The sequence below is a fragment of the Agrococcus sp. SL85 genome, from assembly GCF_026625845.1.
GTDB lineage: Bacteria > Actinomycetota > Actinomycetes > Actinomycetales > Microbacteriaceae > Agrococcus.
Map to the genome: position 1 here is coordinate 2,025,825 of NZ_CP113066.1, position 24,267 is coordinate 2,050,091.

The 24,267-nt window shown below is 73.1% G+C and carries 27 protein-coding genes and 1 tRNA gene; 18 read left to right on the plus strand and 10 right to left on the minus strand.

Annotation, left to right across the window (positions count from 1 at the left end; translation table 11 throughout):
* Positions 1-30 precede the first annotated feature (30 nt).
* Positions 31-684, minus strand: a complete 654-nt coding sequence (locus tag OVA14_RS10045) for an HAD family hydrolase (RefSeq protein ID WP_267503743.1) — start codon at positions 682-684, stop codon at positions 31-33.
* Positions 685-796: 112 nt separating this feature from the next.
* Here OVA14_RS10045 and OVA14_RS10050 point away from each other — a divergent pair, with 112 nt between their 5' ends.
* The 5 genes from OVA14_RS10050 (at position 797) to OVA14_RS10070 (ending at position 4,644) form a co-directional block, all read left to right on the plus strand.
* Positions 797-2,074: an Nramp family divalent metal transporter gene (locus tag OVA14_RS10050; protein ID WP_267503744.1), complete on the plus strand. Its 1,278-nt coding sequence runs from the start codon at positions 797-799 to the stop codon at positions 2,072-2,074.
* A 47-nt stretch (positions 2,075-2,121) separates the two neighbouring features.
* Positions 2,122-2,197 (plus strand) — tRNA-Arg (locus OVA14_RS10055).
* A 248-nt stretch (positions 2,198-2,445) separates the two neighbouring features.
* Positions 2,446-3,108 carry a DedA family protein gene (locus tag OVA14_RS10060; protein ID WP_267505561.1) on the plus strand — a complete coding sequence of 221 codons (663 nt, stop codon included), beginning with the start codon at positions 2,446-2,448 and terminating at the stop codon, positions 3,106-3,108.
* 103 nt (positions 3,109-3,211) lie between these two features.
* Positions 3,212-3,772 (plus strand): YceI family protein, encoded by a 561-nt coding sequence (locus OVA14_RS10065; RefSeq protein ID WP_267503745.1) that lies wholly within the window; start codon positions 3,212-3,214, stop codon positions 3,770-3,772.
* An 86-nt stretch (positions 3,773-3,858) separates the two neighbouring features.
* Positions 3,859-4,644 (plus strand): phosphotransferase, encoded by a 786-nt coding sequence (locus OVA14_RS10070; protein ID WP_267503746.1) that lies wholly within the window; start codon positions 3,859-3,861, stop codon positions 4,642-4,644.
* Here OVA14_RS10070 and OVA14_RS10075 read toward each other — a convergent pair.
* Positions 4,631-4,882: a hypothetical protein gene (locus tag OVA14_RS10075; RefSeq protein WP_267503747.1), complete on the minus strand. Its 252-nt coding sequence runs from the start codon at positions 4,880-4,882 to the stop codon at positions 4,631-4,633. The genes OVA14_RS10070 and OVA14_RS10075 overlap by 14 nt on opposite strands.
* 94 nt (positions 4,883-4,976) lie before the next feature.
* On the opposite strand from OVA14_RS10075, the gene msrA reads away from it, so the two are divergent.
* Complete coding sequence (gene msrA, locus OVA14_RS10080; protein ID WP_267503748.1) at positions 4,977-5,501, plus strand: peptide-methionine (S)-S-oxide reductase MsrA; 525 nt, start codon at positions 4,977-4,979, stop codon at positions 5,499-5,501.
* 37 nt (positions 5,502-5,538) lie between these two features.
* On the opposite strand, the gene OVA14_RS10085 is transcribed toward msrA, so the two are convergent.
* The gene (locus OVA14_RS10085) at positions 5,539-5,736 is read right to left on the minus strand and encodes a hypothetical protein (RefSeq protein ID WP_267503749.1); all 198 of its coding nucleotides are present in this window, start codon (positions 5,734-5,736) and stop codon (positions 5,539-5,541) included.
* 288 nt (positions 5,737-6,024) lie between these two features.
* Here OVA14_RS10085 and OVA14_RS10090 point away from each other — a divergent pair, with 288 nt between their 5' ends.
* The 5 genes from OVA14_RS10090 to OVA14_RS10110 all read left to right on the plus strand — a co-directional run bounded on the left by OVA14_RS10090 (position 6,025) and on the right by OVA14_RS10110 (position 10,834).
* Positions 6,025-6,531 (plus strand): single-stranded DNA-binding protein, encoded by a 507-nt coding sequence (locus OVA14_RS10090; protein ID WP_267503750.1) that lies wholly within the window; start codon positions 6,025-6,027, stop codon positions 6,529-6,531.
* A 42-nt stretch (positions 6,532-6,573) separates the two neighbouring features.
* A complete protein-coding gene (locus tag OVA14_RS10095; RefSeq protein ID WP_267503751.1) occupies positions 6,574-7,074 on the plus strand; it encodes a DUF6993 domain-containing protein in 501 nt (166 codons plus the stop codon).
* 9 nt (positions 7,075-7,083) lie between these two features.
* Positions 7,084-8,766 carry an energy-dependent translational throttle protein EttA gene (gene ettA / locus OVA14_RS10100; RefSeq protein WP_267503752.1) on the plus strand — a complete coding sequence of 561 codons (1,683 nt, stop codon included), beginning with the start codon at positions 7,084-7,086 and terminating at the stop codon, positions 8,764-8,766.
* A complete protein-coding gene (locus tag OVA14_RS10105; protein ID WP_267503753.1) occupies positions 8,766-9,218 on the plus strand; it encodes an acyl-CoA thioesterase in 453 nt (150 codons plus the stop codon). The genes ettA and OVA14_RS10105 overlap by 1 nt, the downstream gene beginning before the upstream one ends.
* A gap of 101 nt (positions 9,219-9,319) precedes the next feature.
* Positions 9,320-10,834, plus strand: coding sequence for a CoA-acylating methylmalonate-semialdehyde dehydrogenase (locus tag OVA14_RS10110; protein WP_267503754.1), 1,515 nt, complete (start codon positions 9,320-9,322; stop codon positions 10,832-10,834).
* A gap of 32 nt (positions 10,835-10,866) precedes the next feature.
* Here OVA14_RS10110 and OVA14_RS10115 read toward each other — a convergent pair whose 3' ends face one another.
* Positions 10,867-11,571, minus strand: a complete 705-nt coding sequence (locus OVA14_RS10115) for a FadR/GntR family transcriptional regulator (RefSeq protein WP_267503755.1) — start codon at positions 11,569-11,571, stop codon at positions 10,867-10,869.
* A gap of 98 nt (positions 11,572-11,669) precedes the next feature.
* On the opposite strand from OVA14_RS10115, the gene OVA14_RS10120 reads away from it, so the two are divergent.
* The 3 genes from OVA14_RS10120 (at position 11,670) to OVA14_RS10130 (ending at position 15,550) form a co-directional block, all read left to right on the plus strand.
* Positions 11,670-12,926, plus strand: coding sequence for an Nramp family divalent metal transporter (locus OVA14_RS10120; RefSeq protein WP_267503756.1), 1,257 nt, complete (start codon positions 11,670-11,672; stop codon positions 12,924-12,926).
* An 82-nt stretch (positions 12,927-13,008) separates the two neighbouring features.
* On the plus strand, positions 13,009-14,811 hold the full coding sequence (locus OVA14_RS10125) for a gamma-glutamyltransferase family protein (protein ID WP_267503757.1): 1,803 nt from the start codon (positions 13,009-13,011) through the stop codon (positions 14,809-14,811).
* 28 nt (positions 14,812-14,839) lie between these two features.
* Positions 14,840-15,550, plus strand: a complete 711-nt coding sequence (locus OVA14_RS10130) for a DUF1275 family protein (protein WP_267503758.1) — start codon at positions 14,840-14,842, stop codon at positions 15,548-15,550.
* On the opposite strand, the gene OVA14_RS10135 is transcribed toward OVA14_RS10130, so the two are convergent.
* Positions 15,547-16,116: a GNAT family N-acetyltransferase gene (locus OVA14_RS10135; protein ID WP_267503759.1), complete on the minus strand. Its 570-nt coding sequence runs from the start codon at positions 16,114-16,116 to the stop codon at positions 15,547-15,549. The genes OVA14_RS10130 and OVA14_RS10135 overlap by 4 nt on opposite strands.
* Positions 16,116-16,988 (minus strand): acyl-CoA thioesterase, encoded by an 873-nt coding sequence (locus OVA14_RS10140; RefSeq protein ID WP_267503760.1) that lies wholly within the window; start codon positions 16,986-16,988, stop codon positions 16,116-16,118. Before OVA14_RS10140 ends, OVA14_RS10135 begins: the two co-directional genes overlap by 1 nt.
* Positions 16,989-17,032: 44 nt before the next feature.
* On the opposite strand from OVA14_RS10140, the gene OVA14_RS10145 reads away from it, so the two are divergent.
* Entirely contained in the window at positions 17,033-17,647 is a 615-nt protein-coding gene (locus OVA14_RS10145; protein WP_267503761.1) for a hypothetical protein, read from the plus strand.
* Here OVA14_RS10145 and OVA14_RS10150 read toward each other — a convergent pair.
* The 4 genes from OVA14_RS10150 to OVA14_RS10165 form a co-directional block, all read right to left on the minus strand.
* Positions 17,586-18,608 (minus strand): bile acid:sodium symporter, encoded by a 1,023-nt coding sequence (locus OVA14_RS10150; RefSeq protein WP_267503762.1) that lies wholly within the window; start codon positions 18,606-18,608, stop codon positions 17,586-17,588. The two genes, OVA14_RS10145 and OVA14_RS10150, sit on opposite strands and share 62 nt — an antisense overlap.
* Positions 18,605-19,018, minus strand: a complete 414-nt coding sequence (locus tag OVA14_RS10155) for an NUDIX hydrolase (protein WP_267503763.1) — start codon at positions 19,016-19,018, stop codon at positions 18,605-18,607. Before OVA14_RS10155 ends, OVA14_RS10150 begins: the two co-directional genes overlap by 4 nt.
* Before the next feature lie 38 nt (positions 19,019-19,056).
* Positions 19,057-20,094 (minus strand): App1 family protein, encoded by a 1,038-nt coding sequence (locus tag OVA14_RS10160; protein ID WP_267503764.1) that lies wholly within the window; start codon positions 20,092-20,094, stop codon positions 19,057-19,059.
* 83 nt (positions 20,095-20,177) lie between these two features.
* Positions 20,178-20,867, minus strand: coding sequence for an SOS response-associated peptidase (locus OVA14_RS10165; RefSeq protein WP_267503765.1), 690 nt, complete (start codon positions 20,865-20,867; stop codon positions 20,178-20,180).
* 23 nt (positions 20,868-20,890) lie between these two features.
* On the opposite strand from OVA14_RS10165, the gene OVA14_RS10170 reads away from it, so the two are divergent.
* The 3 genes from OVA14_RS10170 to cydB all read left to right on the plus strand — a co-directional run bounded on the left by OVA14_RS10170 (position 20,891) and on the right by cydB (position 24,207).
* Positions 20,891-21,604, plus strand: a complete 714-nt coding sequence (locus tag OVA14_RS10170; protein WP_267503766.1) for a TetR/AcrR family transcriptional regulator — start codon at positions 20,891-20,893, stop codon at positions 21,602-21,604.
* Positions 21,605-21,737: 133 nt separating this feature from the next.
* Positions 21,738-23,165 carry a cytochrome ubiquinol oxidase subunit I gene (locus tag OVA14_RS10175; RefSeq protein WP_267503767.1) on the plus strand — a complete coding sequence of 476 codons (1,428 nt, stop codon included), beginning with the start codon at positions 21,738-21,740 and terminating at the stop codon, positions 23,163-23,165.
* A gap of 10 nt (positions 23,166-23,175) precedes the next feature.
* Positions 23,176-24,207 (plus strand): cytochrome d ubiquinol oxidase subunit II, encoded by a 1,032-nt coding sequence (cydB, locus tag OVA14_RS10180; RefSeq protein ID WP_267503768.1) that lies wholly within the window; start codon positions 23,176-23,178, stop codon positions 24,205-24,207.
* Positions 24,208-24,267: the final 60 nt, after the last annotated feature.

Below are 24,267 nucleotides of genomic sequence, written 5' to 3' on the forward strand. Positions count from 1 at the left end.
ACGTGTGCGGAGGGAGGGGCGGGAGGCGGGTCAGCCGAGGGCGTCGAGGATCTCGTCGGGGCTCGCGTCGGCGAGCGTGCCGAGGGTGCGCTCGGCGGGCACGGGGGAGGCGGGGAGCTGCGTCGTGAGGAACCAGAGGCGCGCGCCGGCGGCGACGGCCGAGCGGGCGCCCGAGCCGGAGTCCTCGAACGCGATCGAGCGCGCGGCGTCGGCGCCGAGCCGCGCGATCGCCGTCGCGTAGGGCTGCGGGTCGGGCTTCGAGCGCTCGACGTCGTCGGAGGAGACGGCGAAGCGCAGCGCGCCCTCGGGCGCCGCAGCGAGGAGGCCGCGCGCGTTCACGGCGGCGGCGTTCGTCACGAGCGCCGCAGGCACGCCGCGCTCGGCGATCCGCTCGAGCAGTGCGAGGCTGCCGGGCAGCCACGGCACGTCGGCGCGCACCGCCTCCGCGACCTCGGCCGCGATGCGCTCGACGATCGCCGCCGGCGCGAGCCCTGCGCCGCGCTCGTGCATGACGGCGGCCCACTCGAGCATCGGGCGCCCCGTCGTCCAGTGGAGGTCCTCGGTCGTCCACGCGAAGCCGCGCTCGCGGGCGAAGGCCCGCATGCGCTCGTGCCACAGGGGCTCCGAGTCGACGAGCGTGCCGTCCATGTCGAGCAGGATCGCGGGCTGCAGGGGAGCGGGCATGGGGACAGCCTGGCATGCCCCCTCCCAGCCGATGGATAGGTTGGAGGGGCGCCGCCGGCCCGCACCGGCCCGCGGCGGCACGCGACGCGCACGACGACACGACGGAGTGGACATGGCACAGCAGAGCACGACGATGACGCCGCGGAAGTGGCGGATCATCGGCCCCGGCATCGTCGTCGCGGCCACCGGCGTGGGCGCGGGCGACCTCGTCGCCACCCTCGTCGCAGGCTCCAACTACAACTACCTGCTGCTGTGGGCCGTCGTCGTGGGCACCATCTTCAAGATCGTCCTCGTCGAGGGCGCCGGGCGCTACTCGCTCGCGACCGGCAGGACGATCTTCTCGGGCTGGCGCACGCTCGGCCGCTGGACCACCTGGTACTTCGGGCCCTACATCCTCGTCTGGGGCTTCGTCTACGGCGCGACCGCGATGCTGTCCTCCGCCCTGCCGCTCGCCACGCTCATGCCGGCGATCCCGCTCGAGGCGTGGGCCATCGGCACGGGCCTCATCGGCTTCGCGCTCGTGTGGTGGGGCCGCTACGCCCTCGTCGAGAAGGTCATGGCGCTCTTCGTCGGCATCATGTTCGTCACCGTCGTGGGCGCCGCGATCATGACGCTCCCGAACCTCGGCGACGTGCTCTCGGGCCTGCTCCCCGTGATCCCCGAGGGCGGCCTCATCACCACGCTCGCGCTCGCCGGCGGCGTCGGCGGCACGATCACGCTCGCCGCCTACGGCTACTGGCTGCGCGAGAAGGGCTGGAGCGACGCGAGCTGGATGCGCGTCATGCGCCTCGACAACGCGGTCGCGTACGCGATCACGGGCGTCTTCGTCATCGCGATGCTCATCGTGGGCGCGGAGCTGCTCTACTCGGCGAACATCGCGATCTCCACGGGCGACCGCGGCCTCCTCGACCTCTCGGGCGTGCTCGCCGAGCGCTACGGCGCGGTCTTCGGCGCCGTCTTCCTCGTCGGCTTCTGGGCCTCGTCGTTCTCGTCGCTCATCGGCGTCTGGAACGGCGTGAGCCTCATGTTCGCGGACTTCGTCGGCACGACGCGCGGTCTCGAGCTCGACGACCGCCGCATGCACGCGGGCGGCACCTACTATCGCGCCTACGTGCTGTGGCTCACGTTCCCGCCCATGATCCTCGTCTTCCTCGGCCAGCCGATCGCCGTGATCCTCGCCTACGGCGTGCTCGGGGCGCTCTTCATGCCGTTCCTGGCGCTGACGCTCCTGGGGCTGCTCAACACCGACCGCACGCCGAAGGAATGGCGCAACGGGTGGCTGGCGAACGTGCTGCTCGGCATCTGCGCGCTCGTCTTCCTCGCGCTCGGCGCGAACGAGCTCGTCAAGGCGATCACGAACTTCGTCACGAACCTGCAGGGCGGCGCCTGACCGCTCGGGGCGCCGCACCGCGCCGCGGCTCCTAAGATCGAGGGCGCGCCTCCGTAGCTCAGTGGATAGAGCAACAGCCTTCTAATCTGTCGGTCGCTGGTTCGAATCCAGCCGGGGGCACCACAGCCTTCTCATCTGTCGGTCGCTGGTTCGAATCCAGCCGGGGGCACCACAGCCTTCTCATCTGTCGGTCGCTGGTTCGAATCCAGCCGGGGGCACCACAGCCTTCTCATCTGTCGGTCGCTGGTTCGAATCCAGCCGGGGGCACCACAGCCTTCTCATCTGTCGGTCGCTGGTTCGAATCCAGCCGGCGCACCCCACGACAGGGGCGCCACAGCGCGGGCCCGTAGCCTGTCGTCGTGCTCGACCTCATGCTGCAGACCGCTCCCGACAGCTCCGAGCTCACCGGCGTCGCCGCGTGGGCGGTGGGGCTCATGGAGACGGTCGGCGCACCCGGTGCCGGCCTCGCGATCGCGGCCGAGAACCTCTTCCCGCCCATCCCCAGCGAGGTGATCCTGCCGCTCGCGGGCTTCACGGCCGCGGCGGGCGGGTTCACGCTCGTCGAGGCGATCCTCTGGACGACGATCGGCTCGGTCGTGGGAGCGTTCGCGCTCTACGCGCTGGGCCGCCTGCTCGGGCACGACCGCCTCGCGGCGATCGCCGGTCGGATGCCGCTCGTGCGCGCCTCCGACATCACGAAGACGACGGCGTGGTTCGCGAGGCACGGTACGAAGGCGGTCTTCTTCGGCCGCTTCCTGCCGATCTTCCGCAGCCTCATCTCGATCCCCGCGGGCATCGAGCGCATGTCGATCCCGCTGTTCCTGCTGCTGACGCTCATCGGCTCCGCCATCTGGAACACGCTCTTCATCATGGTCGGCTACACGCTGGGCCAGAACTACCACGTGATCGAGCCCTACATGGACACGCTGCAGTGGGTCATCATCGGCCTGGTGCTCGTCGCGATCGTCTGGTGGGTGGTCGCGCGGATCCGCCTGAACCGGCGCGAGGGCAAGCACCTGCTGCACGGCGAGTAGCCGCCGACGCGCCGCGCGAGATCCGTCGGACGGATCGGGAATGGATCGGCTCGACATCGAGTTGTTCGAATCTGAAGCACTTCAGCTCTTCGAAAGGACCGCCATGCTGCAGAACATCCCCGGCTACCTGCCCGGCACCTACGCCATCGACGGCGCCCACTCCAACGTCACCTTCTCGATCCGCCACATGATGGTCGCGAAGGTCCGCGGCGAGATCGAGGGCCTCGAGGGCACGATCGTGCTCGCCGAGCAGCCCGAGGACTCGACGATCGAGGCGACGGTCGACCCCACGACCATCAACACCAAGAACGCCGACCGCGACCAGCACCTCCGCTCGGGCGACTTCTTCGCCACCGAGGAGCACCCGGCCTGGACCTTCCGCTCGACCGGCGCCCGCGTCGAGGGCGACGACCTCTTCGTCGACGGCGACCTGCAGATCAAGGGCGTGACCAAGCCCGTCTCGCTGCTCGTCGAGTTCGGCGGCATCGGCCCCGACACCTGGGGCGGCACCCGCGCCGGCGCCTCGGCGCGCACGCGCATCAAGCGCAGCGACTTCGGCATCACCTGGAACGTCGCGATCGAGTCGGGCGGCGTCATGCTCTCGGACGACGTCGACGTCGAGATCGAGATCTCCTCGGTGCTGCAGGTGCCCGCGGAGGCCTGAACCGCGAGGCGCGCGGCATCGCCGCAGCGCGGGGCCGGGGCTGGTGCCCCGGCCCCGCGCGCGTGCGCGGCACGTATCGTCGGAGGGTGATCGAGGAGGAGCTCTCCGGCGGCAACGCGAGCGGCCGGGTGGTGCGCGTGGGGACCACGGTGCGCAAGGCACGGCCCTCGTCCTGGGAGGCCGTGGCCGCGCTGCTCGCCGAGCTGCGCTCCCGCGGCGTCCCCGCGCCCGAGCCAATCGGCGTCGACGACCAGGGCCGCGCCGTGCTGGAGTTCGTGCCCGGTGCGCTCGCGATGGACGTCATGCCGCTCGGCCGAGCGGACCTCGCTCGCGTCGGCCGGCTCGTGCGCGCGATCCACGACGCGAGCGTCGGCTGGCGCCCGCCCGTCGGTGCCGCCTGGGATCCCGTCATCGCCGCGCCGGGGGCGGAGCTCGTGTGCCACAACGACCTCGGTCCGTGGAACCTCGTGCTCGGCGATCGGTGGACCTTCATCGACTGGGACGGCGCCGCGCCGAGCACCCGCCTGTGGGACCTCGCCTACGCCGCGCAGGCGTTCGCGCTCTCCGACCCCGCGCGCGAGCCGGTGGAGGCGGCTGCGGACCTCGCCGCCCTCGTCGACGGGTACGGCGCCGACGGCGACCTGCGCCGCGACCTCCCCGAGGCGCTGGGCGCCCGCGCCGGCGCGATGCTGGAGCTGCTGCGCTCGAGCCGCCGCACCGGGCGCGAGCCGTGGGCGACGATGCACGACGCTGGCCACGGCGCGCACTGGGCGGCGGTCACGGCGTACGCCGTGCAGCACCGCGATGCGTGGGCGGCGGCGCTGCTGCCCCCGGACCTCGGCGCGGCCGGGCCGCGGCCTAGGGCCCGGTGAAGCAGGCCAGCGCGTCCTCCACCGACCAGCCGCCGCCGATCGGCAGCATCGTCGTGGAGCCGGGCACGAGCCTCCGCGCCTCGTACGACGGACCGACGGGCCCCTCGAGGCGCGCGACGTAGCCGAGCGCGATGCCCGTGGTGCTCGACACGCGCCAGAGGTCGTCGCGCACGCGCCGCGTGCTGACGTGGGGCGCGGTCGGCGCCGCGCGCCGCGCCCGTGGGGTCATGATCGCCATGGTCGCTCCCTTCCTCGTCTCCGACGCTAGGCGCGGCCACCCACACGGTCGCGCGCAGAGCCCGCCCATAGGGCGCCGGAGTAGGCTCGTGGACATGCAGGAGATCGTGCTCGCCGGTGGTTGCTTCTGGTGCCTGGACGCCGCGTACCGCATCGTCGACGGCGTCGAGGACGTCGTCTCCGGGTACACGGGGGGCCGGCTCTCGCACCCGACGTACGAGCAGGTGTGCACGGGCACCACGGGCCACGCGGAGGCCGTCAAGGTCGTCTACGACGAGTCGCGCGTGCCCACCGAGGTCGTGCTCGACATGTTCTTCACGATGCACGACCCCCGGCAGCTGAACCGCCAGGGCAACGACGTCGGCACGCAGTACCGCTCGGCGATGTTCTACCGGGACGAGGCCGAGCGCGCCGTGTTCGAGGCGGCCATCGCGCGGGCCGGGGAGTGGTGGCCGGGCACGATCGTCACGACGCTCGAGCCGCTCGGCGAGTGGTTCGACGCCGAGGACTACCACCAGGACTTCTTCGCCAAGAACCCCACGCAGGGCTACTGCCTCGCGGTCGCCGTGCCGAAGGTCAACAAGATCCGGGCGGGCTTCGCGCCCTACCTCACCGCCTGACGCGCAGGATCGCGGCGGCGCTGCCCGCCGAGGCGGCTCAGAGCCGGCAGAGCGGCGTGCAGAACGCGCAGCCGTTCGCGGTGCCGTAGCGGGCCACGGCGAGCGCGAGCGCGCTGCGGCAGCCGCGGTGCGAGCCGAGCGAGAGCTGCTCGGCGGGCGCGGGGTGGCAGCCGCGGCGGATGTCCGCGTCGTGCACGACGTGCTCGTTGCTGGTGTCGACGATGAAGCGCGGCATGGGAGCCTCCCGACAGCTGGTCCTGGGGCCGACGCTAGGCGGCCGCGACCGGCTGCGGCGGGTGTTTGATCACAGCGTTCTCGAATGCTGAGGGATCCTGCAGGATGCTCAGGGCGCCCTGCGGTCGCGCTCGGTGCGGGATGAGGGATCGAGGCCCGGCCGGTCGAGCCCCTGCGGGTGGGCGCTCCACGTATGGGCGCTCCACCGGTCCCCTCTCCGCCGGCCCGCTCTCCACAGCCCGCGCTCCTGCCGCTGCGGCACGGGCCGCCGATGCCGCACCCTCGCGGCATGCACGACACCATCACCGTCATCGGCGCCGCTGCGGCGGAGCCCGTCCTCAAGACCGTCCACGGCGAGCAGGTCGCCGAGCTCCGCATCGCGAGCACCGCCCGTCGCAAGCGCCCCGGCTCCGAGGAGTGGGAGGACGCCTACACCAACTGGTACGGCGTCGAGGCCTGGGGCCGCCTCGCTGCGAACGTCGCCGCGTCGGTGGCGAAGGGCGACCAGCTCATCGTCGTCGGCCGCCTGCGCGTCGAGCAGTGGGAGTCGGGGGAGCGGCGCGGCACGAGCATCCGCATCCGCGCCGAGCACGTCGGCCACTCGATGCGCTTCGCCCGCACGCAGCGCGAGCGGATCGCCCGCGACGCGCACGCAGCCGCGGGCGAGCGGCAGGGTGCGCCGGAGGCTCGCGAGGGCCGCGACGAGGCGGCGGCGGACGCCGTGCCGGTCGCCGCCGGCGCGGAGCCGCAGGTCGCGTGGGCGAGCCCGGGCGAACCCGGGCAGACGCCGTTCTGACCCCTAGGCTGGGGGCGTCCGCTCCCGTCACGAGGAGGCGCCGTGCGCCAGCCCGCCATCACCGGCCGCCGTGCCGCGGCGCGCCTGGCCGCGCTCGGTGGCGCTGCCGCGCTCGTGCTCGGCCTCGCCGGCTGCGGCGACGCGGGCCCGCTCACGCCCGCTCCCACCTCCGCCGAGCCCGCGCCCGCGCCCGCGGGCAGCGGCAGCCCGGCGCCGACCGCCCCGTCGGGCGAGGAGCCGGCAGGCGACGAGGCGGCCGACGATCCCGAGCTCGCGGCCTTCCGCGCCGCGCTCGAGGGGCGCGTCGTGAGCGACCCCGCGGGGCTCGTCGACGCCATCGAGGCCGCGGGGTTCGACCGCGCCGCCATCGAGCGCACGCGCGAGCTCGACTCCCTCGGCGCACCCGTGACCTTCGTGGAGGTCGCGGTGCGGCTCGACGGCTCGTGCCTCGTGGGCCAGATCGGCGACGGCGAGCCGATGGCGATGCGCACGGGCGTCCTCGGCGGCGGCCGCTGCCTGATCGGCTCGCTCGCGGCCCCCTAGACTGGAGGAATGGCCGAGTACATCTTCTCCATGGTGCGCGCCCGCAAGACGGTGGGCGACAAGGTGATCCTCGACGACGTCACGACGGCGGTGATCCCTGGCGCGAAGATCGGCGTCGTGGGCCCCAACGGCGCGGGCAAGTCGACGATCCTCAAGATCATCGCGGGGCTCGACCAGCCGTCGAACGGCGAGGCCAAGCTCACGCCCGGCTACTCCGTCGGCATCCTCATGCAGGAGCCCGAGCTCGACGAGTCGAAGACCGTGCTCGAGAACGTCCAGGAGGCGTTCGGCGAGATGCGCGGCAAGATCGACCGTTTCAACGAGATCTCGGCCGAGATGGCGAACCCCGACGCCGACTTCGACGCCCTCATGACCGAGATGGGCACGCTGCAGGAGCAGATCGACGCCGCCGACGCGTGGGACCTCGACTCGCAGCTCGAGCAGGCGATGGACGCCCTCCGCTGCCCGCCGGGCGACTGGCCCGTCACGACCCTCTCCGGCGGCGAGAAGCGCCGCGTCGCGCTCTGCAAGCTGCTCCTCGAGAAGCCCGACCTGCTGCTGCTCGACGAGCCCACCAACCACCTCGACGCCGAGAGCGTGCTGTGGCTCGAGCAGCACCTCGCCAAGTACCCCGGCGCCGTCATGGCCGTCACGCACGACCGCTACTTCCTCGACCACGTCGCCGGCTGGATCTGCGAGGTCGACCGCGGCCGCCTCTACCCCTACGAGGGCAACTACTCGACCTACCTCGAGAAGAAGGCCGAGCGCCTCCAGGTGCAGGGCAAGAAGGACCAGAAGCTCCAGAAGCGCCTCAAGGAGGAGCTCGAGTGGGTCCGCTCGAACCAGAAGGGCCGCCAGGCGAAGTCGAAGGCCCGCCTCGCCCGCTACGAGGAGATGGCCGCCGAGGCCGAGCGCACCAGGAAGCTCGACTTCGAGGAGATCGTCATCCCCGCCGGCCCGCGCCTGGGCTCCGTCGTGCTCGAGGCGAACGACCTCGAGAAGGGCTTCGAGGACCGGAAGCTCATCGACGGCCTCTCGTTCACGCTGCCGCGCAACGGCATCGTCGGCGTCATCGGCCCGAACGGCGTCGGCAAGACCACGCTCTTCAAGACGATCGTCGGCCTCGAGCCGCTCGACGAGGGCTCGCTGAAGATCGGCGAGACCGTCAAGCTCAGCTACGTCGACCAGAGCCGCTCCGCGATCGACCCGCAGAAGACGCTCTGGGAGGTCGTCTCCGAGGGCCTCGACTACCTGCAGGTCGGCAACACCGAGATCCCCTCGCGCGCCTACGTCAGCCAGTTCGGCTTCAAGGGGCCCGACCAGCAGAAGAAGGCCGGCGTCCTCTCCGGCGGCGAGCGCAACCGCCTCAACCTCGCGCTCACCCTCAAGCAGGGCGGCAACCTGCTGCTGCTCGACGAGCCGACCAACGACCTCGACATCGAGACGCTCGGCAGCCTCGAGAACGCGCTGCTCGAGTTCCCCGGCTGCGCCGTGGTCATCACCCACGACCGCTGGTTCCTCGACCGCATCGCCACGCACATCCTCGCCTACGAGGGCACCGACGAGGACCCGGCGAAGTGGTACTGGTTCGAGGGCAACTTCGAGGCGTACGAGGAGAACAAGATCGAGCGCCTCGGTCCCGACGCGGCGAACCCGCACCGCTCGACGTACCGCAAGCTGACGAGGGACTGATGCGCCTGGAGGTCCGGGTCCAGGTCCGCTGGGCGGACCTCGACGCGTACGGCCACGTCAACAACGCCTCGCTGCTGACGCTGCTCGAGGAGGCGCGCGTGCACGCCTTCTGGGCGGGCGGGCCGGAGGGCTCGCCCGCGACGGCGATCATCGACGCGGGCCCCGGCGCCTCCTCGGTGACCGTCATCGCGCGCCAGGAGTCCGAGTACCTCGCGCAGATCCCGCACCACCGCGAGCCCATCGTCGTCGATGTGTGGGTGGGCCGGATGGGCGGCGCCAGCATGGACATCTGCTACGAGGTGCTGGCGCCGGACCGTGCGGTCGTCTACGCCCGCGCGGCGACGACCGTCGTCATGCTCGACGCGGCCTCCGGTCGCCCACGGCGGCTCACCGACGCCGAGCGCGAGGCGTGGGAGCCGTACCTCGAGGAGCCGGTGGCCTTCCGCCGCTGAGCGGATCGCGCAGCGCCGCGGCGGGCGCTCGCCGGTCGGCGGACGCGCGATCAGACACCGCTAGGCTGGCCGCGCAAGGACGCACCGCCTGGAGGGCACCCATGACCGACACCGTCGTCGAGACCACCGCCACGACCCGCATCCCGCACTGGATCGCGGGCGCCCGCAGCGACGGGAGCGGCCGCACCGCGCCCGTCTTCAACCCCGCGCTCGGCGTCGCGACGCACGAGGTGCCGCTCGCGAGCGAGGCGGAGGTCGCCGAGGCGATCGCGACGGCGACGGCGGCGTACCCCGCGTGGCGCGACCTCTCGATCGCGAAGCGCCAGGCGATCATGTTCCGCTTCCGCGAGCTGCTCGTGGGCCGCCAGGACGACCTCGCCCGCATCATCACGCGCGAACACGGCAAGGTGCACGCCGACGCGCTCGGCGAGATCGCCCGCGCCATCGAGGTGGTGGAGCTCGCGACCGCCTTCCCGCTCATGACGAAGGGCGAGTACTCCGAGAACGCCTCGACGGGCGTCGACGTCTACTCGCTGCGCCAGCCGCTCGGCGTCGTCGGCATCATCAGCCCCTTCAACTTCCCGGCGATGGTGCCGCTGTGGTTCGCGCCGATCGCGCTCGCCTCCGGCAACTGCGTGGTGCTGAAGCCGAGCGAGAAGGACCCCTCGGCCGCCGTCTTCATCGCCGAGCTCTACCAGGAGGCGGGCCTGCCCGACGGCGTGCTCACGGTCGTGCACGGCGACAAGGAGGCGGTCGACACGCTGCTCACGCACCCGGACGTCGCCGCGATCTCGTTCGTCGGCTCGACCCCGATCGCCCAGCACGTCTACGAGACGGGCTCGAAGCACGGCAAGCGCGTGCAGGCCCTCGGCGGCGCGAAGAACCACATGCTCGTGCTGCCCGACGCCGACCTCGACCTCACCGCCGACGCCGCCGTCAACGCGGGCTTCGGCTCGGCGGGGGAGCGCTGCATGGCGATCTCCGTCGTCGTCGCGGTCGACGCGATCGCCGACGAGCTGCAGGCGCGCATCGCCGAGAAGATGCAGCAGATCCGCACGGGCGACGGCACGCGCGACAACGACATGGGCCCGCTCATCACCGGGCAGCACCGCGACAAGGTGGCCGGCTACATCGGCACCGCGGCGGACGACGGCGCGGAGGTCGTGGTCGACGGCCGCGATCCTGACGTCGACGGCGACCCGAACGGCTTCTGGCTGAAGCCGACGCTGCTCGACAGGGTGCCGACGACCTCCGCCGCGTACCGCGAGGAGATCTTCGGACCGGTGCTGTCGATCGTGCGCGTCGCCTCCTACGAGGAGGGGCTCGCGCTCATCAACGACAACCCCTACGGCAACGGCACGGCGATCTTCACGAACGACGGCGGTGCCGCCCGCCGCTTCCAGAACGAGGTGCAGGTGGGCATGGTCGGCATCAACGTGCCGATCCCGGTGCCGGTCGGCTACCACTCCTTCGGCGGCTGGAAGCAGTCGATCTTCGGGCAGGGCAAGGCCTACGGCCGGCACGCGTACGAGTTCTACACGCGCGAGAAGGTCGTCACGAGCCGCTGGCTCGACCCGAGCCACGGCGGCCTGAACCTCGGCTTCCCCTCCAACTGATCTGAGGGCGCCGCGGCGGCGCCGCGGCGCCCTCAGATCGTCTCCGAGCTCTGTGCGTCGACGAGCGCGAGGATCGAGCCGATGTGCTCCGCCATCGCGGCACGCGCGGCGTCCGCGTCCCCGGCGCGGATCGCCGCGAGGATGGCGTCGTGCCCCGCGAGCGACGTCGCGGTCCGCTCCCGGCTCGCGAAGCCGAGCCGGCGGGAGGAGCCCGCCCAGTCGCTCACCTGTCCCATGAGGTCGACCAGCAGGTCGTTGCCGGACATCGCAGCGACCTGCGTGTGGAAGTCGACGTCGAGCTCCGCGAGCCGGGTGGCGCTGACGGTGCCGGCCGCCTCGGCGAGGATCGCCTCGAGGCGGTCAACGCCCGCCGCGTCGCCGCGAGCGGCCGCCAGGGCCGCGATCCCGGGCTCCACGACGCTCCGGAGCTCCATCGTCTGCCCGAGCGTCGCGCGCGCCTCGGTGAGCACCGATCGTCCCGCGCCGGCGTCTGCGGGCTCAGCGGCGAGCACGATCGTGCCCCGACCCGGCCTCCGGCTCACGAAGCCGCGCAGCTCGAGCGCGAGCAGCGCCTCCCGCAGCGTCGTGCGGGAGACCCCGAGCTTCTCGGCGAGCTCCCGCTCGGCCGGCAGCTTCTCGCCGACGGGCAGCACGCCCCGGCCGATCATGAGCTCGATCTCTGCGGCGAGGTTGCCGCCGATCGACGACCACCGCTGCGATGCGCTCGACCAGTCCATGGGCTCCCTCGCTCGTGCTCGACCGCAACGAAGCCTATCGTGTGGCATGCTGGTCGGACCAACAGACCAAATGGGTCCCACGCATGCAACGGAGCATCATGAACGACACCATCGCATCACCCAGACCGACCTCGCGCGGGCTGCGCCGCGTCCTCGACGTCGCCGGGCCGGGCCTCATCGTGGCCGCGGCAGGCGTCGGCGCGGGCGATCTCATCGCGTCGCTGAACGCGGGCGCGAGCTTCGGCCTCACGTTCGCGTGGGCGATCATCATCGGCTGCGGCGTGAAGTACGTCGTCACCGAGTGCATCGGCCGCTGGTCGCTCGCCACCGGCACGAGCCCGATCCTCGGGTTCCACCGCCTCTCGAAGCTCTTCACGGGCTACTTCGGCATCTACTCGGTGATCCTCGGCTTCTTCTACGGCGCGGCGATCGCCGCAGCGCTCGGCCTCACGATCAACGCCATGTTCCCCGCGGTCGACAGCCGGATCGGCGCGATCGTGGCCGTCCTCGTCGGCCTCTCGGTGCTGTGGATCGGTCGGTACGGCGTGTTCGAGCGCATCATGGCGGGCTTCGTGGTCGTCATGTTCGTCTCCATCGTCGGCGCCGCGCTGCTGACGCTGCCCTCGCTCGACCTCGGCGCGCTCTTCGTCGGCACGGCACCGGAGGGCGGCGCGTTCTACGTGCTCGGCATCATCGGCGGCGTCGGCATGTCGATCGGGCTGCTCTCCTACGGCAGCTGGCTCCGCGAGCGCGGCTGGACGGACCCGAGCCGCGTCGGCGCCATGCGGCTCGACATCGCCATCGGCTACGCGATGACCTTCGTCTTCATGCTCGCGATGATGGTCGTCGGCGCCGCCTTCCTCTACGGCTCCGGCACCGAGGTCTCCGGGCTCGCCGACCTCGGCCAGCTGGCCGCGCCCTTCGCGGACCGCTTCGGTCAGCCGGCCATGTGGCTGCTGCTCATCGGCATGTTCTCGGCCGTGTACTCCTCGCTCATCGGCGGCTACAACGCGCTCGCGCACGTGTTCACCGACATCGTCGGCGTCGCCCGCGGCGGCAGCGGCGACCGCGTCGACGGCGCCCAGCGCAGCCTGCCCTTCCGCGGCTACCTCGTGTGGATGTCGATCCCGCCGCTCGCGATGCTGTTCCTCGACCGCCCCGTCATGCTCGTCCTGGTCTACGCGGCGCTCGGAGCGCTGCTCATGCCCGTGCTCATGGCCGGCCTGCTGTGGCTCATGAACTCGCGGCACATGCCGGCGGCGCATCGCAACCGCTGGCCCATGAACGTCGCGCTCGTCCTCGGCCTCGCCGTCTTCGCGAGCCTCGGCGTGCACGAGCTGCTGCACCTGGGCTGACCTGCGCACGCGCGCACCACGCACCGCCCGGCACGCGCGAGCCGGCGCGGCCACCCGACGACCGCGTCCCGAGGAGGACCGCATGACCGATACCTTCCAGACCAGGCCCGAGCTCCGGGGCGATCTCGGCATGGTCTCGTCCACCCATTGGCTGGCCTCGCAGGCGGGCATGCGCCAGCTCGAGCTCGGCGGCAACGCGTTCGACGCCGCCGTGGCCGCGGCCTTCGTGCTGCAGGTCGTCGAGCCGCACCAGAACGGCCCGGGGGGCGACATGACCGGGGTGCTCTCGGCGGGCCCGGGTGCAGACCCGCAGGTGCTGTGCGGGCAGGGCGTCGCGCCCGCCGCGGCCACGATCGATGCGTTCGAGGCGCTCGGCCTCGACATGGTGCCGGGCACCGGCACCACCGCTGCGGCGGTGCCGGGTGCCACCATGGCGCTCCTGCTGCTCGCGCGCGACCGCGGCACCGCCTCGGTGCGGGGCCTGCTGGAGCCCGCCGCCTTCTACGCGCGAGACGGCTACCCGGTGACCGAGCGCATCGCTGCCTACATCGCGCGCGTCGCCGCGCTGTTCCGCGAGCACTGGCCGACGTCGGCGGCGACCTATCTCCCCGGCGGCAGGCCGCCGAAGGAGGGGGAGCGGCTGCGCAACCCGGCTCTGGCGCGCACCTACGAGCGCCTCATCGACGCGGCCGACGCCGCGCCGGGCCGCGAGGCAGGATTCGATGCCGCGATGGCGGCGTGGAGCCGGGGCTTCGTCGCGGAGGCCGTGGACGCCTTCGGTCGCATCGCCTGGATGGACTCGAGCGGCAGCCCGCATCGCGGCATGCTCACGGGCGACGACATGGCCGGCTGGCGGCCCTCCTTCGAGGCGCCCGTCAGCATCCGGCACGAGGGTCTGACGGTGTGCAAGCCGGGATTCTGGAGCCAGGGCCCCGTCTTCCTGCAGCAGCTCGCGCTCCTCGAGGGGCTCGGCGCCGATCCGGCCACGGCCGATGGGATCCACGCGATCGTCGAGGCGTCGAAGCTGGCCTTCGCCGACCGCGAGGCCTGGTACGGCGACGAGCCGGGCCTGCCGCACGCGGCGCTGCTCGACGAGGCGCGGACGGCCGAGCGGCGGGCGCTGCTGGGCGAGACCGCATCGTACGAGAGCCGGCCCGGCACGCTCGAGGGGCGTCGCCCCAGGCTGCCGGACCTGGTGGCACGGCACGAGGTCGATCCGACCGGGCTCTCCGGCGTCGGCGAGCCCAACGCGGTGGCTGCCCTGCTCGACAGCGGCCCTGACGCGACCGGCGAGGCTCGCAGCGACACCGTGCACGTCGACGCGGTCGACAGCACGGGCGCCATGGTCGCGCTCATGCCCAGCGGCGGGTGGCTGCACTCGTCGCCGATCATCCCCGAGCTGGGCTTCCCGCTGGGCACGCGCCTGCAGATGGCGTGGCTCGACCGAGACCACCCGAACGCGCTGCGGCCGGGCAAGCGTCCCCGCACGACGCTCTCGCCCACGCTCGTGCTCGACGACGACGTGCCGGTCCTCGCCTTCGGCAGCCCAGGCGGCGACCAGCAGGACCAGTGGGCGCTCCACTTCCTGCTGCACCGGATCGTCGGCGGGCGCGGGCTGCAGGAGGCCATCGACATGCCCGCCTTCCACTCGACCCACACGCCGAGCTCGTTCTACCCGCACGAGTTCCAGCCCGGGGTCGTGCTCATCGAGTCCAGGGCGGAAGGATCGACGATCGCGAGCCTGCGCGCGCGCGGCCACCGCGTCGGGGTCGCGGGGCCGTGGGAGATCGGCCGCATGTGCGCCGTCGGGCGCGACCTCGGCACCGGCTGGCTCCTCGCAGGGGCGAACGCGCGCGGGATGCAGGGCTATGCCGTCGGCCGCTGAGGCGCCCAGACGGCAGCTCGTCGCAGTGATGCTGCTGCTCACGGCGTCCACCGGGATCGTCGACGCCGTGGGGTTCCTCGGGCTCGACCGCGTCTTCACGGGCAATATGACCGGCAACGTCGTGCTGCTCGGCATGGGGCTCAGCGGCACGACCGACCTGCCGGTGCTCGGCCCCGTCGTGGCGCTCGCCGCATTCGTGGTCGGAGCGGCGATCGGCGGTCGGGCCGTGCGGGGTCGCGCTGCTGCCTGGAGCGACGCCGTCACGATCGCCATCGGCGCGGTGGCCCTGTCGCTCGCGGCGACGGCTGCCTGGATGCTGGTCGCCCCGCCGTCGCCGATGGCAGGGGCGGCCCCGTCGCCGGTCCTCACCGGCGCGACGGCGATCCTCGGGCTCATCATGGGGGTGCAGGCCGCAGTCGCCCGCCACGTGCGGGTCGCCGACCTCACGACCGTCGTCGTCACCTCCACCCTCACGGGGGTCGCGGCCGACTCGTGGATCGGTGCCCGGCTGCCGCAGCCCTGGCTGCGGCGGCTCCTGGCGATCGGCACGATCGGCGTCGGCGCGCTGGCGGGTGCGCTCCTGCTGGCCCTCGGGCTCTGGGCGGCGATCGCTGCAGCGGCCGCGGTCACCGGCTCCGCAGCGCTGTGGGGGCATCTGCTGCTGCGCGCGGAGCGGCGCAAGGCGAGGGCCGCTCAGGTCGCCGACGATGCGCGGTCCCGCGCGGCGGCGACTGCCTAGGGGCGGACGGCGAGGATGAGCGAGGTGCCGTACTCGCCGGTGGCGGGGTTCACCTCGTCGTCGACCATGCGCGACTCGACCACCATCCCGAGGCGCTCCGCGACGCGGCGCGAGGCGACGTTCTGCTCGTCGAGGTGCGCGACGACGCGATGGGCGCCCATCGCGACGGCGAGGTCGAGCGCTGCGCGGGCCGCCTCGGTCGCGATGCCGCGGCCCTGCACCTCGGCCGCGGTCATCCAGCCGAGCTCCATCTGGCGCGAGCCGAGGCTCGTGACGCGCAGCATGAGGTCGCCGACGAGCGCGCCGTCGTGCTCGATGCCCACCTGGTGCGCATCGCCGTCGCGCAGGAACGTGGCGGCGCCGCCCGCCGTCCATGCCATGAGCTCCGCCTCGGTCTGGTCGCGGTTGTACGTCCAGCGGCGCTGGCCGGGCGCGTTGCGGTAGGCGCGCACCGCCTCGAGGTCGGCGGGGCGGAGGTCGCGCAGCACGAGCCGCTCGGTGCGCAGCGGCAGGGCCTCGCGCAGCGTGCGCATGAGGCGCGCGGGCTCGAGGGGCGCGACCGCCATCAGCCGGCCTCCGGCACCCGGACCATGCCCTCCTGGGCGATGGTCGCGACGTGCGTGCCGTCGGCGGTGAAGACGTAGCCCTGCGCGAGGCCGCGGCCGCCGCCGGAGGAGGTGGTCTCGAGCTCGAGGAGCAGCCACTCGTCGACGCGCACGGGGCGGTGCCACCACACGGCGTGGTCGAGGCTCGCGGCCTTCAGCCCGGGCGTCGCCCACGCGGCGCCGTGCATGCGCACGATCGGCTCGAGGATCGCGTAGTCGGAGAGGTAGGCGAGGGCCGCGCGGTGCAGCGCGTCGTCGTCCGGCAGCGCGTCCTTCGCGCGCAGCCACAGGTGCTGCTTCCCGGTGCGGGGGCGCGCGGGATCGGGCAGGTAGACGGGGCCCTCGACGTGGCGGAAGTCGAACGGCCGCGCGATGACCGCGCGCGCCTGCGGGTGCTCGCTGTAGGGCGCGAGCAGGCTGTCGTCGCTCGGCAGCGACTCGGGGTGCGGCAGCCCCTCGGGCATCGCGCGCTGCGACGAGGGGCCGTCGTCGACCATCTGGAACGACGAGATCATCGACATGATCGGCACGCCCGACTGGTAGGCCTGCACGCGCCTCGTCGAGAAGGAGCGGCCGTCGTGGATGCGCTCGACCGCGAAGGTGATCGGCAGCTCCACGTCGCCCGGCCGCACGAAGTAGCCGTGCACCGAGTGGATGGGCCGGTCGTCGCCTACGGTGCGCTGCGCGGCGACGACGGCCTGCGCCATGACCTGGCCGCCGAAGACGCGGCCGTAGGGCATGGGATGGCTCGGGCCGGTGAAGATGTCCTCGCTCGTGCGCGCGCCGGTCTCGGCGAGCGTCAGCGTCTCGAGCAGCAGGCGGATGCGCTCCATGGGGTCCTTCCGGGCAGGGCGGGCCGCTCTAGTCTAGGGAGCGCATGCACCCCATCCTCGCCCTCGACGACCGCGCCCGCGCCGACCTCGTGCTGCTGCTCGATCGCGCCGCCGTCTTCGGCGACGGCACCGTGCGGCTCGTGGCCGACGGCCCCGTCGCCCTCCTCACGACGCCCATGACCGCGTCGAGCGGCCTGCTCGACACCGGCCCCACGATCCTCGTGGCCCGCGCCGCCCGGATGCGCGAGCCTGCCGCCTTCGACGGCGTGGTCGCGCTGCCCGCGCTCCGCGACGCGCTCCGCGAGGGCGCCGACGTCGAGGTGCCGGCGGGCGTCGGGCGTCCCGCCTGGGCGGCGGTGTCGCCGCCGCGCGGCGGCTGGGCGCCCGTGGGCGAGGTCTCGCCCGACGAGGTGCGCCGCCTCGCCGCGCAGGCGGCGGAGGACGTCGAGGCGCTCCTGCCGCGCTCGCCGGGCGAGGCCGTGCGCCGCCGCGCCGAGCGCTCGGTGTGGGGCCGCGAGGCGCACGCGAGTGGCATGACGATGGGGCAGGCCGCCGCGCTCGTGGCGATGCGCTTCCTGGGCGACGAGCCCGTGCGCGTCACCGCGGCGGGCGGCTGGGTGCGCGCGAGCGGCCGCGCCGGCGAGGCGCTCGCCCGCTAGCGAGGCTCGTCGCGCAGCGGCGCGAGCCGCGGCAGCAGCCGCACGAGCACGACGAGCACCACGAGGCTCGACGAGCGTCTGCGCGACGACCGCGAGCGGTGCGAGCCCGAGCGCCGGCGGCAGCGCGAGCGCGAGCGGCAGCACCACGAGGGAGTTGCGGGTGACGCCGCTGAGCGCCACGGCACGCGCGCGGCGCGGGCCGAGCCCGAGGCCCCGCGCCACGAGCAGGCCCGCCGCGACCATGGCGGCGGCGAACACGAGGTACAGCGGCACGAGGCGCCACAGCGAGGCGGCCTCGGCGCCCACGGCCGGCAGCTGCGCGGCGACGACGATCGCGATCGTGAGCGCCGTGAGCGGCACGAGCGAGGCCTCCGCCGCGGGCGGCACGGAGCGCAGCGGCGGCACGCGGCGCGCGAGCAGGCTGCACCGCGGCCGCGATCGCGAGCGGCAGCAGCACCATCAGGCCCAGCGCCTGCAGGAAGGGCGCAGGTTCGATCGCCGCGGCGGCGCTGCCGCCCACGAGCGAGAGCAGCAGCGGCAGCAGGGCCACCTGGAGGAGCATGAGGATCGGCGTCGCGGCGAGCAGCCGCACCGCGTCGCCGCCGGCCAGTCGCGTGAACGCGACCACGTAGTCGATGCACGGCGCGAGCAGCACGAGCGCGACGCCCACGAGGAGCCCGGCGTCGTCCGCGACGAAGCGCGTGAGCCCCAGCACGACCAGCGGCGCGACGACGAAGCTGCCGACGAGCACCGCGAGCAGGAAGCGGCCGTCGCGCAGCGCCGTCCGGAGGCCCTCGAGCGGCACGCCGAGGAAGGTTGCGACGAGCAGGAGCACGAGCACGGGCGTGGTCGCCGCCTCGAGCGCTGGCGTCGCGCCCGGCGCCAGCAGGCCGACGAGGGCGCCGCTCGCCGCGGCGCCGAGCAGCACCCAGAGCTGGTGGCGCTCCAGCCAGGCGGTCATCGCTCCAGCAGGCGCAGGAGCCCCGCGGGCACGAGGTCGATCGTCGGGTCGTCGAAGCGCGAGGCCGGCAGCCACCACACCGGATGCCCCGCATCCGTCGTCTCCGGCAGCACGACGCCGGCCGGCAGCGCCACCCGATGCACGAAGACGTGCTCGTGGAAGGGCCGGCCCGCGTAGGCGAACAGGTTCTCGACGACGTCGAGCAGCCGCGGCGCCGAGGCCTCGACGCCCAGCTCCTCGCGCAGCTCGCGCACCACGGCCTCCGCGGCGCGCTCGCCCGGCTCGATGCCGCCGCCGGGCGGGCGCACGTAGGTGCGGCCAGTGGCAGGGTCGACGGCGCTCGTGACGAGCAGCGCGCCGTCGTCGCGGCGCACGACGGCGATCGCGATCGGGCGGATCGCGTCGGGCACGGGGCAACCGTCGGGCACGGGGCGGCCGTCGAGCGCGGTCACAGCGGCTGCAGCTCGCCGATCGCGCGGAGCTCCTTCGCGAGCCCGCCGCCGTTCGGCGACCAGACCCACGGATGGTTCGAACGGGTCTCGGCGTGCGTGCGGCCGCCCGCGAGCACCGCCTCCTGCGCCGTCAGCTGCCGGATCGCCACGGCGCGCACGTGCTCGGGATGCGCGTTCGCGAACTCGCCGTAGAGCTCCTCGTCGTGCTGGCCGTCGTCGCCGACGAGCAGCCACTGGATCTGCGGGAACTCGCGCGCGAGTCGCCGCAGCTGCGTGCGCTTGTGCTCCTTGCCCGAGCGGAAGAAGCGATCGTGCGTGGGCCCCCAGTCGGTCAGGAGCAGCGAGCCGGAGGGGTAGAGGTTGCGCGAGAGGAAGCGGGTGAGCGCGGGCGCCGCGTTCCAGGCGCCGGTCGAGAGGTAGAGGAACGGGCTCTCGGGGTGCTGCTGCGCGATGCGCTCGTACAGCACGGCCATGCCGGGCACGGGCGTGCGGCCGTGCTCGTCGAGCACGAAGGCGTTCCAGGCGGCGAGCATGGGGCGGGGGAGCGAGGTGACCATGACGGTGTCGTCGATGTCGCTCACGACGCCGAAGCGCGTGGCCGGGTCGACGACGAGCACGGGGGCCGCGACGGGCGGCGAGCCGGCGACCTCCAGCGTCACCTCCTGCCAGCCGGGCTCGAGCCGGATGGGCACGATCGCGTCGACGATGCCGCCGCGGTCGGCCGTCACGACGTGCCGAGCGCCGCCGGCGGCGACGGTGACGTCGACGTCGTTGAGCGCGATCGAGGTGAACGAGCGCCAGCCTCGCACGTCCTCGTACTGCGCCTTGCGCTCGGCGCCGGGCTCGACGAGCAGCACGCGCGCGAGCACGCGGATCCAGCCCTCGCCGCCGTAGCCGGCGTAGGCGACGACCGTGGGGAGGCGCCCGCGGCGCAGCGCGTGGGCCTCGCGCTGCTCGTGGATCCAGTCCTCGATGCGCGCGGCGGTGTGCTTGATCGGCTCGGGGATGCGGGCGAGCGGATCGAGCTCCTCCACGGCGACCTCCTGGGCTCGGGTGCTGTCGTCCGCGACGACCCTACCGGGCCTCCCGCGAGCCCGTGCCGGGACGCCCGCGGCCGTCAGGGCGCGGGCGCGACGAGCTCGGGACCGTTCGCGCGCACGTTGCCGACCGCGCGGCCGACGGCGTGCATCGCCAGGCCGCCCGCGGCCTCCGGGGCCTCGGCGACCACGGCCTCGAGCGCAGCCTCGCCGTCCTCCTCGGGGTCGAGCCAGGCATCGCGCATCGCGGGCGCGACGACGACCGGCATGCGCTCGTGGATCGCGGCGAGCGGCCCCTCGGCGGCGGTGGTCAGGATCGTCGCCGACAGCAGCCACGAGCCGTCGGGCTGCTTCCACCACGCGTAGAGGCCCGCGAGCGAGAGCGGCGCCTCGCCGTGCACGTAGTGCGGCACCTTCGCCTCGGCGCCCTGCTGCCACTCGTACCAGCCGTCGGCGGGCACGAGCGCGCGGCGCGACCGCACGCCGTCGCGGAACATCGGCTTCTCGGCCGCCGACTCGACGCGCGCGTTGAACGCGCGCTGACCGACCGAGACGTCCTTCGCCCACGCCGGCACGAGGCCCCAGCGGGCCGCCTCGAGACGGCGGATCGGCGGGCGCTCGTCGCGGGGCGCGGGCTCGACGACGACCGCCACGCGCGTGGTGGGGGCGATGTTCCAGCTGGGCTCCGGGAGGCCCTCGCCGATCTCGTCCACCTCGAACAGCGCCACGAGATCGGTCGACGGGGTCGCGAGCACGTACCGACCGCACATGCAGGGGATACTCTCATGACCAGGTGGACCTCAGCAGGAAGGCGGCGCCGGTGGACGAGCACGACGCGGGCGGCACGACCGGCGGCACAGGGGGATCCCCCGACGCCGCGAGCTGGCAGTCCGCAGCCGTCACCGTGCGCAACGAGCCCGTGCAGGCGCGCGCCGCGCAGCGCATCGAGGCGCTGCTCGACGCCGCGGCGGCGGTGGTCGAGTCCCACGGCATCGAGCACCTGACGACCGCGCTGGTCGCCGAGCGCGCGGGCGCCTCGATCGGCACCGTCTACCGCTACTTCCCCGACCGCGTCGCGGTGCTCGTGGCGCTCGCGGCGCGCAACCAGGAGCGCATGCGCCTCGCGCTCGAGCGGGTGGCGCAGGACGAGCACGCGACGTGGCTGCACGCGATCGACGCCATGATCGACGCGATGGTCGAGGTCTGCCGCACGGAGCCCTCGTTCCGCACGGTGCGCGCGGGGGAGTCGCTCGACCTCGGCCCCGCGGTCAAGGAGCCCGTGACGGCGCCCATCCTCGAGGACGTCGAGCGCTACCTCGCGCTGCGGTGGTCGCTGCCCTTCGATCCGGCGAAGCGGGAGGCGCTCGAGCTCTCGATCGGGGCGGTCGACGCGTTCGTCTCCTACGCCTTCCTGCGGGCCGCCGACGGCGACGAGCGCTACATCGCGCTCGCGCACGAGTGCGCCCGCACGCATCTCTTCACGGCCTGGCCCGACCCCACCGCCTGAGGTCCGAGCCCGGCCGCCCGGCCCGGCCGCCCGGAGCGGGCGCCGAGGCTTATGGATTCGCTATCAGATAGCGTCTCCGGCTTGCTCCACGCCACCTGTGAGAGTTGGATGGAACTGTCGAAAGGTGGCCCCGTTGAGCTCCGTCGTCCCGCTCGCCCAGCAGCTCGATCCGCTCGTCCTCTCGCAGTGGCAGTTCGGCCTCACGACGGTCTACCACTTCCTCTTCGTGCCCATCACGCTCGGCATGGTGTGGCTCGTGGCCGGCTTCCAGACCGCGTGGGTGCGCACGGGCAACGCCGAGTGGCTGCGGCTCACCCACTTCTTCGGCAAGCTCTTCCTCATCAACTTCGCGATCGGCGTCGCGACCGGCATCGTGCAGGAGTTCCAGTTCGGCATGAACTGGTCCGACTACTCCCGCTTCGTCGGCGACGTCTTCGGCGCCCCGCTCGCGTTCGAGGGCCTCATCGCCTTCTCGTTCGAGGCGACCTTCATCGGCCTCTGGATCTTCGGCTGGGACAAGCTCTCGCCCAAGGTCCACCTGCTGACGATCTACATGGTCGCGCTCGGCACGATGGCGAGCGCCTACTTCATCCTCGCCGCGAACGCCTTCATGCAGAACCCCGTGGGCTTCGTCGTCAACGAGGCCCGCCAGCGGGCCGAGCTCACCGACATCGGCGCCGTGCTCACGAACCCGGTGCTGCTCGCCTCGTTCCCCCACACGATGTTCGCGTCGATCATGGTGGCCGGCGCCGTCATGGTGGGCGTGAGCGCGTGGCACCTCAAGCGCTCCCAGCACCTCGAGTCGATGCGCCGCTCGCTGCGGGTGGGCCTCCTCGCGGTGCTCGGCGGCGGCATGCTCACCTTCATCACCGGCGACATGGTCTCGCTCGCGATGGTGGCCGCGCAGCCCATGAAGATGGCGGCGGCCGAGGCGCTCTACACGACCTCATCGGGCTACGACGCCTCGTTCTCGCTCTTCAGCCTCGGCACGCCCGACGGCCAGCACGAGATCTTCTCGGTGCGCGTGCCCTACCTCCTCGCCCTGCTGTCCACCCACGATCCGCTCGGCACGGTCGAGGGCATCAACGACCTGCAGGCCGAGTACACCGCGCTCTACGGCCCCGGCGACTACACGCCGATCATCTGGGTGACCTACTGGTCGTTCCGCTGGATGATGGGCCTCGGCTTCCTCTCCTTCGGCATCGCGCTCGTGGGCCTCTGGCTCACGCGCAAGGGCCGCATCGACCTGCCGCGGTGGGTCTGGAACGTGGCCATCTGGAGCCTCCCGCTGCCGCTGCTGGGCATGACCGTGGGCTGGATCTTCACCGAGATGGGCCGCCAGCCCTGGCTCGTCTTCTCGCAGATGCGCACCGCCGACGGCGTGAGCCCCGGCGTGACGGGCCTCGAGGTGCTGCTCTCGCTCGTCGCCTTCACGCTCATCTACGGCATCCTCGGCGTCATCGAGTTCCGCCTCATGCAGAAGGCAGCGCAGAAGGGGCCGGCCGAGGCGCCGGAGCTCGACGACGCCGGCAAGCCCGCCAAGCCCGTGACGGTCTACTAGGAGCCCCGCCGTGGATCTCGCCCTCGTCTGGTTCGCCATCGTCGGACTCATGTTCGTCGCGTACTTCGTGCTCGACGGCTTCGACTTCGGCGTCGGCCTCTCGCTGCCGATCCTCGGCCGCTCCGAGAGCGACCGCAGGCGCATCATCAACGCCATCGGGCCCGTCTGGGACCTCAACGAGACGTGGGTGATCGTGGCAGGCGCCGCCCTCTTCGCGGCCTTCCCCGAGTGGTACGCGACGATGTTCTCGGGCTTCTTCCTGGCGCTGCTCGTGCTGCTGCTGGGCCTCATCGCACGCGCCGTCTCGTTCGAGTTCCGGCACCAGCGCGACTCCGCGCGCTGGCGCGCCGGCTGGGACGCCTGCATCGTCGCCGGCTCGGCGATCCCCGCCGTCATCTGGGGCGTCGCGTTCGCGAACCTCGCCCAGGGGCTGCCGATGGAGGCCCACCAGGGCGGCGCGCTCGTCACGGGCGGCCTGCTGACGCTGCTGAACCCGTACGCGCTCCTCGGCGGCGCCACGACGCTCGTGCTCTTCCTCGCGCACGGCGCGGTGTTCCTCGCGCTCAAGACCGACGGCGAGCTCAAGGCGCGCGCGCACGCCCTCGCGAACCGCGCCCTCCTCGGCGCGCTCGCGCTCGCGGCGCTGTTCCTCGGCTGGACGGTGCTGCAGCACCCGCAGCCGCTCGTCGTCGTGCTCGCGGCGCTCGCCGCGGTCGCGCTCGCCCTCGCGTGGGTCGCGAACCGCGCCCAGCGCGACGGCCGCGCCTTCGTCGCCACGGCCGTCACGGTGGCGCTCGCGGTCGGCACGCTCCTCGGCACGCTCCTCGTGCGCGAGGGCGGGCCCTTCGTGATGCCCGCCTCCAACCCCACGGGCGACTTCGTGGGCCTCACGGTCGCCAACGCCTCCTCGAGCCCGTACACGCTCGAGGTGATGAGCTGGGCGGCGCTCTTCTCGCTGCCGGTGATCGCGGCCTACCAGATCTGGACCTACTGGGTCTTCCGCAAGCGCATCACGGCCTCGCACGTCGAGGTCGCGCACTGACCGAGCAGCTCGCGCCCGAGCGCGCCGCCGGGGCCGGGCGCGACGACGCGGCGCCCGCGC

Excerpts from the sequence above, each read along its gene's own strand:
- OVA14_RS10045 (WP_267503743.1), bottom strand. The coding sequence starts at position 684 with ATGCCCGCTCCCCTGCAGCCCGCGATCCTGCTCGACATGGACGGCACG.
- OVA14_RS10050 (WP_267503744.1), top strand. The coding sequence starts at position 797 with ATGGCACAGCAGAGCACGACGATGACGCCGCGGAAGTGGCGGATCATC.
- OVA14_RS10060 (WP_267505561.1), top strand. The coding sequence starts at position 2,446 with ATGCTGCAGACCGCTCCCGACAGCTCCGAGCTCACCGGCGTCGCCGCG.
- OVA14_RS10065 (WP_267503745.1), top strand. The coding sequence starts at position 3,212 with ATGCTGCAGAACATCCCCGGCTACCTGCCCGGCACCTACGCCATCGAC.
- OVA14_RS10075 (WP_267503747.1), bottom strand. The coding sequence starts at position 4,882 with ATGGCGATCATGACCCCACGGGCGCGGCGCGCGGCGCCGACCGCGCCC.
- msrA (WP_267503748.1), top strand. The coding sequence starts at position 4,977 with ATGCAGGAGATCGTGCTCGCCGGTGGTTGCTTCTGGTGCCTGGACGCC.
- OVA14_RS10085 (WP_267503749.1), bottom strand. The coding sequence starts at position 5,736 with ATGCCGCGCTTCATCGTCGACACCAGCAACGAGCACGTCGTGCACGAC.
- OVA14_RS10090 (WP_267503750.1), top strand. The coding sequence starts at position 6,025 with ATGCACGACACCATCACCGTCATCGGCGCCGCTGCGGCGGAGCCCGTC.
- ettA (WP_267503752.1), top strand. The coding sequence starts at position 7,084 with ATGGCCGAGTACATCTTCTCCATGGTGCGCGCCCGCAAGACGGTGGGC.
- OVA14_RS10105 (WP_267503753.1), top strand. The coding sequence starts at position 8,766 with ATGCGCCTGGAGGTCCGGGTCCAGGTCCGCTGGGCGGACCTCGACGCG.
- OVA14_RS10110 (WP_267503754.1), top strand. The coding sequence starts at position 9,320 with ATGACCGACACCGTCGTCGAGACCACCGCCACGACCCGCATCCCGCAC.
- OVA14_RS10115 (WP_267503755.1), bottom strand. The coding sequence starts at position 11,571 with ATGGACTGGTCGAGCGCATCGCAGCGGTGGTCGTCGATCGGCGGCAAC.
- OVA14_RS10120 (WP_267503756.1), top strand. The coding sequence starts at position 11,670 with ATGAACGACACCATCGCATCACCCAGACCGACCTCGCGCGGGCTGCGC.
- OVA14_RS10125 (WP_267503757.1), top strand. The coding sequence starts at position 13,009 with ATGACCGATACCTTCCAGACCAGGCCCGAGCTCCGGGGCGATCTCGGC.
- OVA14_RS10130 (WP_267503758.1), top strand. The coding sequence starts at position 14,840 with ATGCTGCTGCTCACGGCGTCCACCGGGATCGTCGACGCCGTGGGGTTC.
- OVA14_RS10135 (WP_267503759.1), bottom strand. The coding sequence starts at position 16,116 with ATGGCGGTCGCGCCCCTCGAGCCCGCGCGCCTCATGCGCACGCTGCGC.
- OVA14_RS10140 (WP_267503760.1), bottom strand. The coding sequence starts at position 16,988 with ATGGAGCGCATCCGCCTGCTGCTCGAGACGCTGACGCTCGCCGAGACC.
- OVA14_RS10145 (WP_267503761.1), top strand. The coding sequence starts at position 17,033 with ATGCACCCCATCCTCGCCCTCGACGACCGCGCCCGCGCCGACCTCGTG.
- OVA14_RS10150 (WP_267503762.1), bottom strand. The coding sequence starts at position 18,608 with ATGACCGCCTGGCTGGAGCGCCACCAGCTCTGGGTGCTGCTCGGCGCC.
- OVA14_RS10165 (WP_267503765.1), bottom strand. The coding sequence starts at position 20,867 with ATGTGCGGTCGGTACGTGCTCGCGACCCCGTCGACCGATCTCGTGGCG.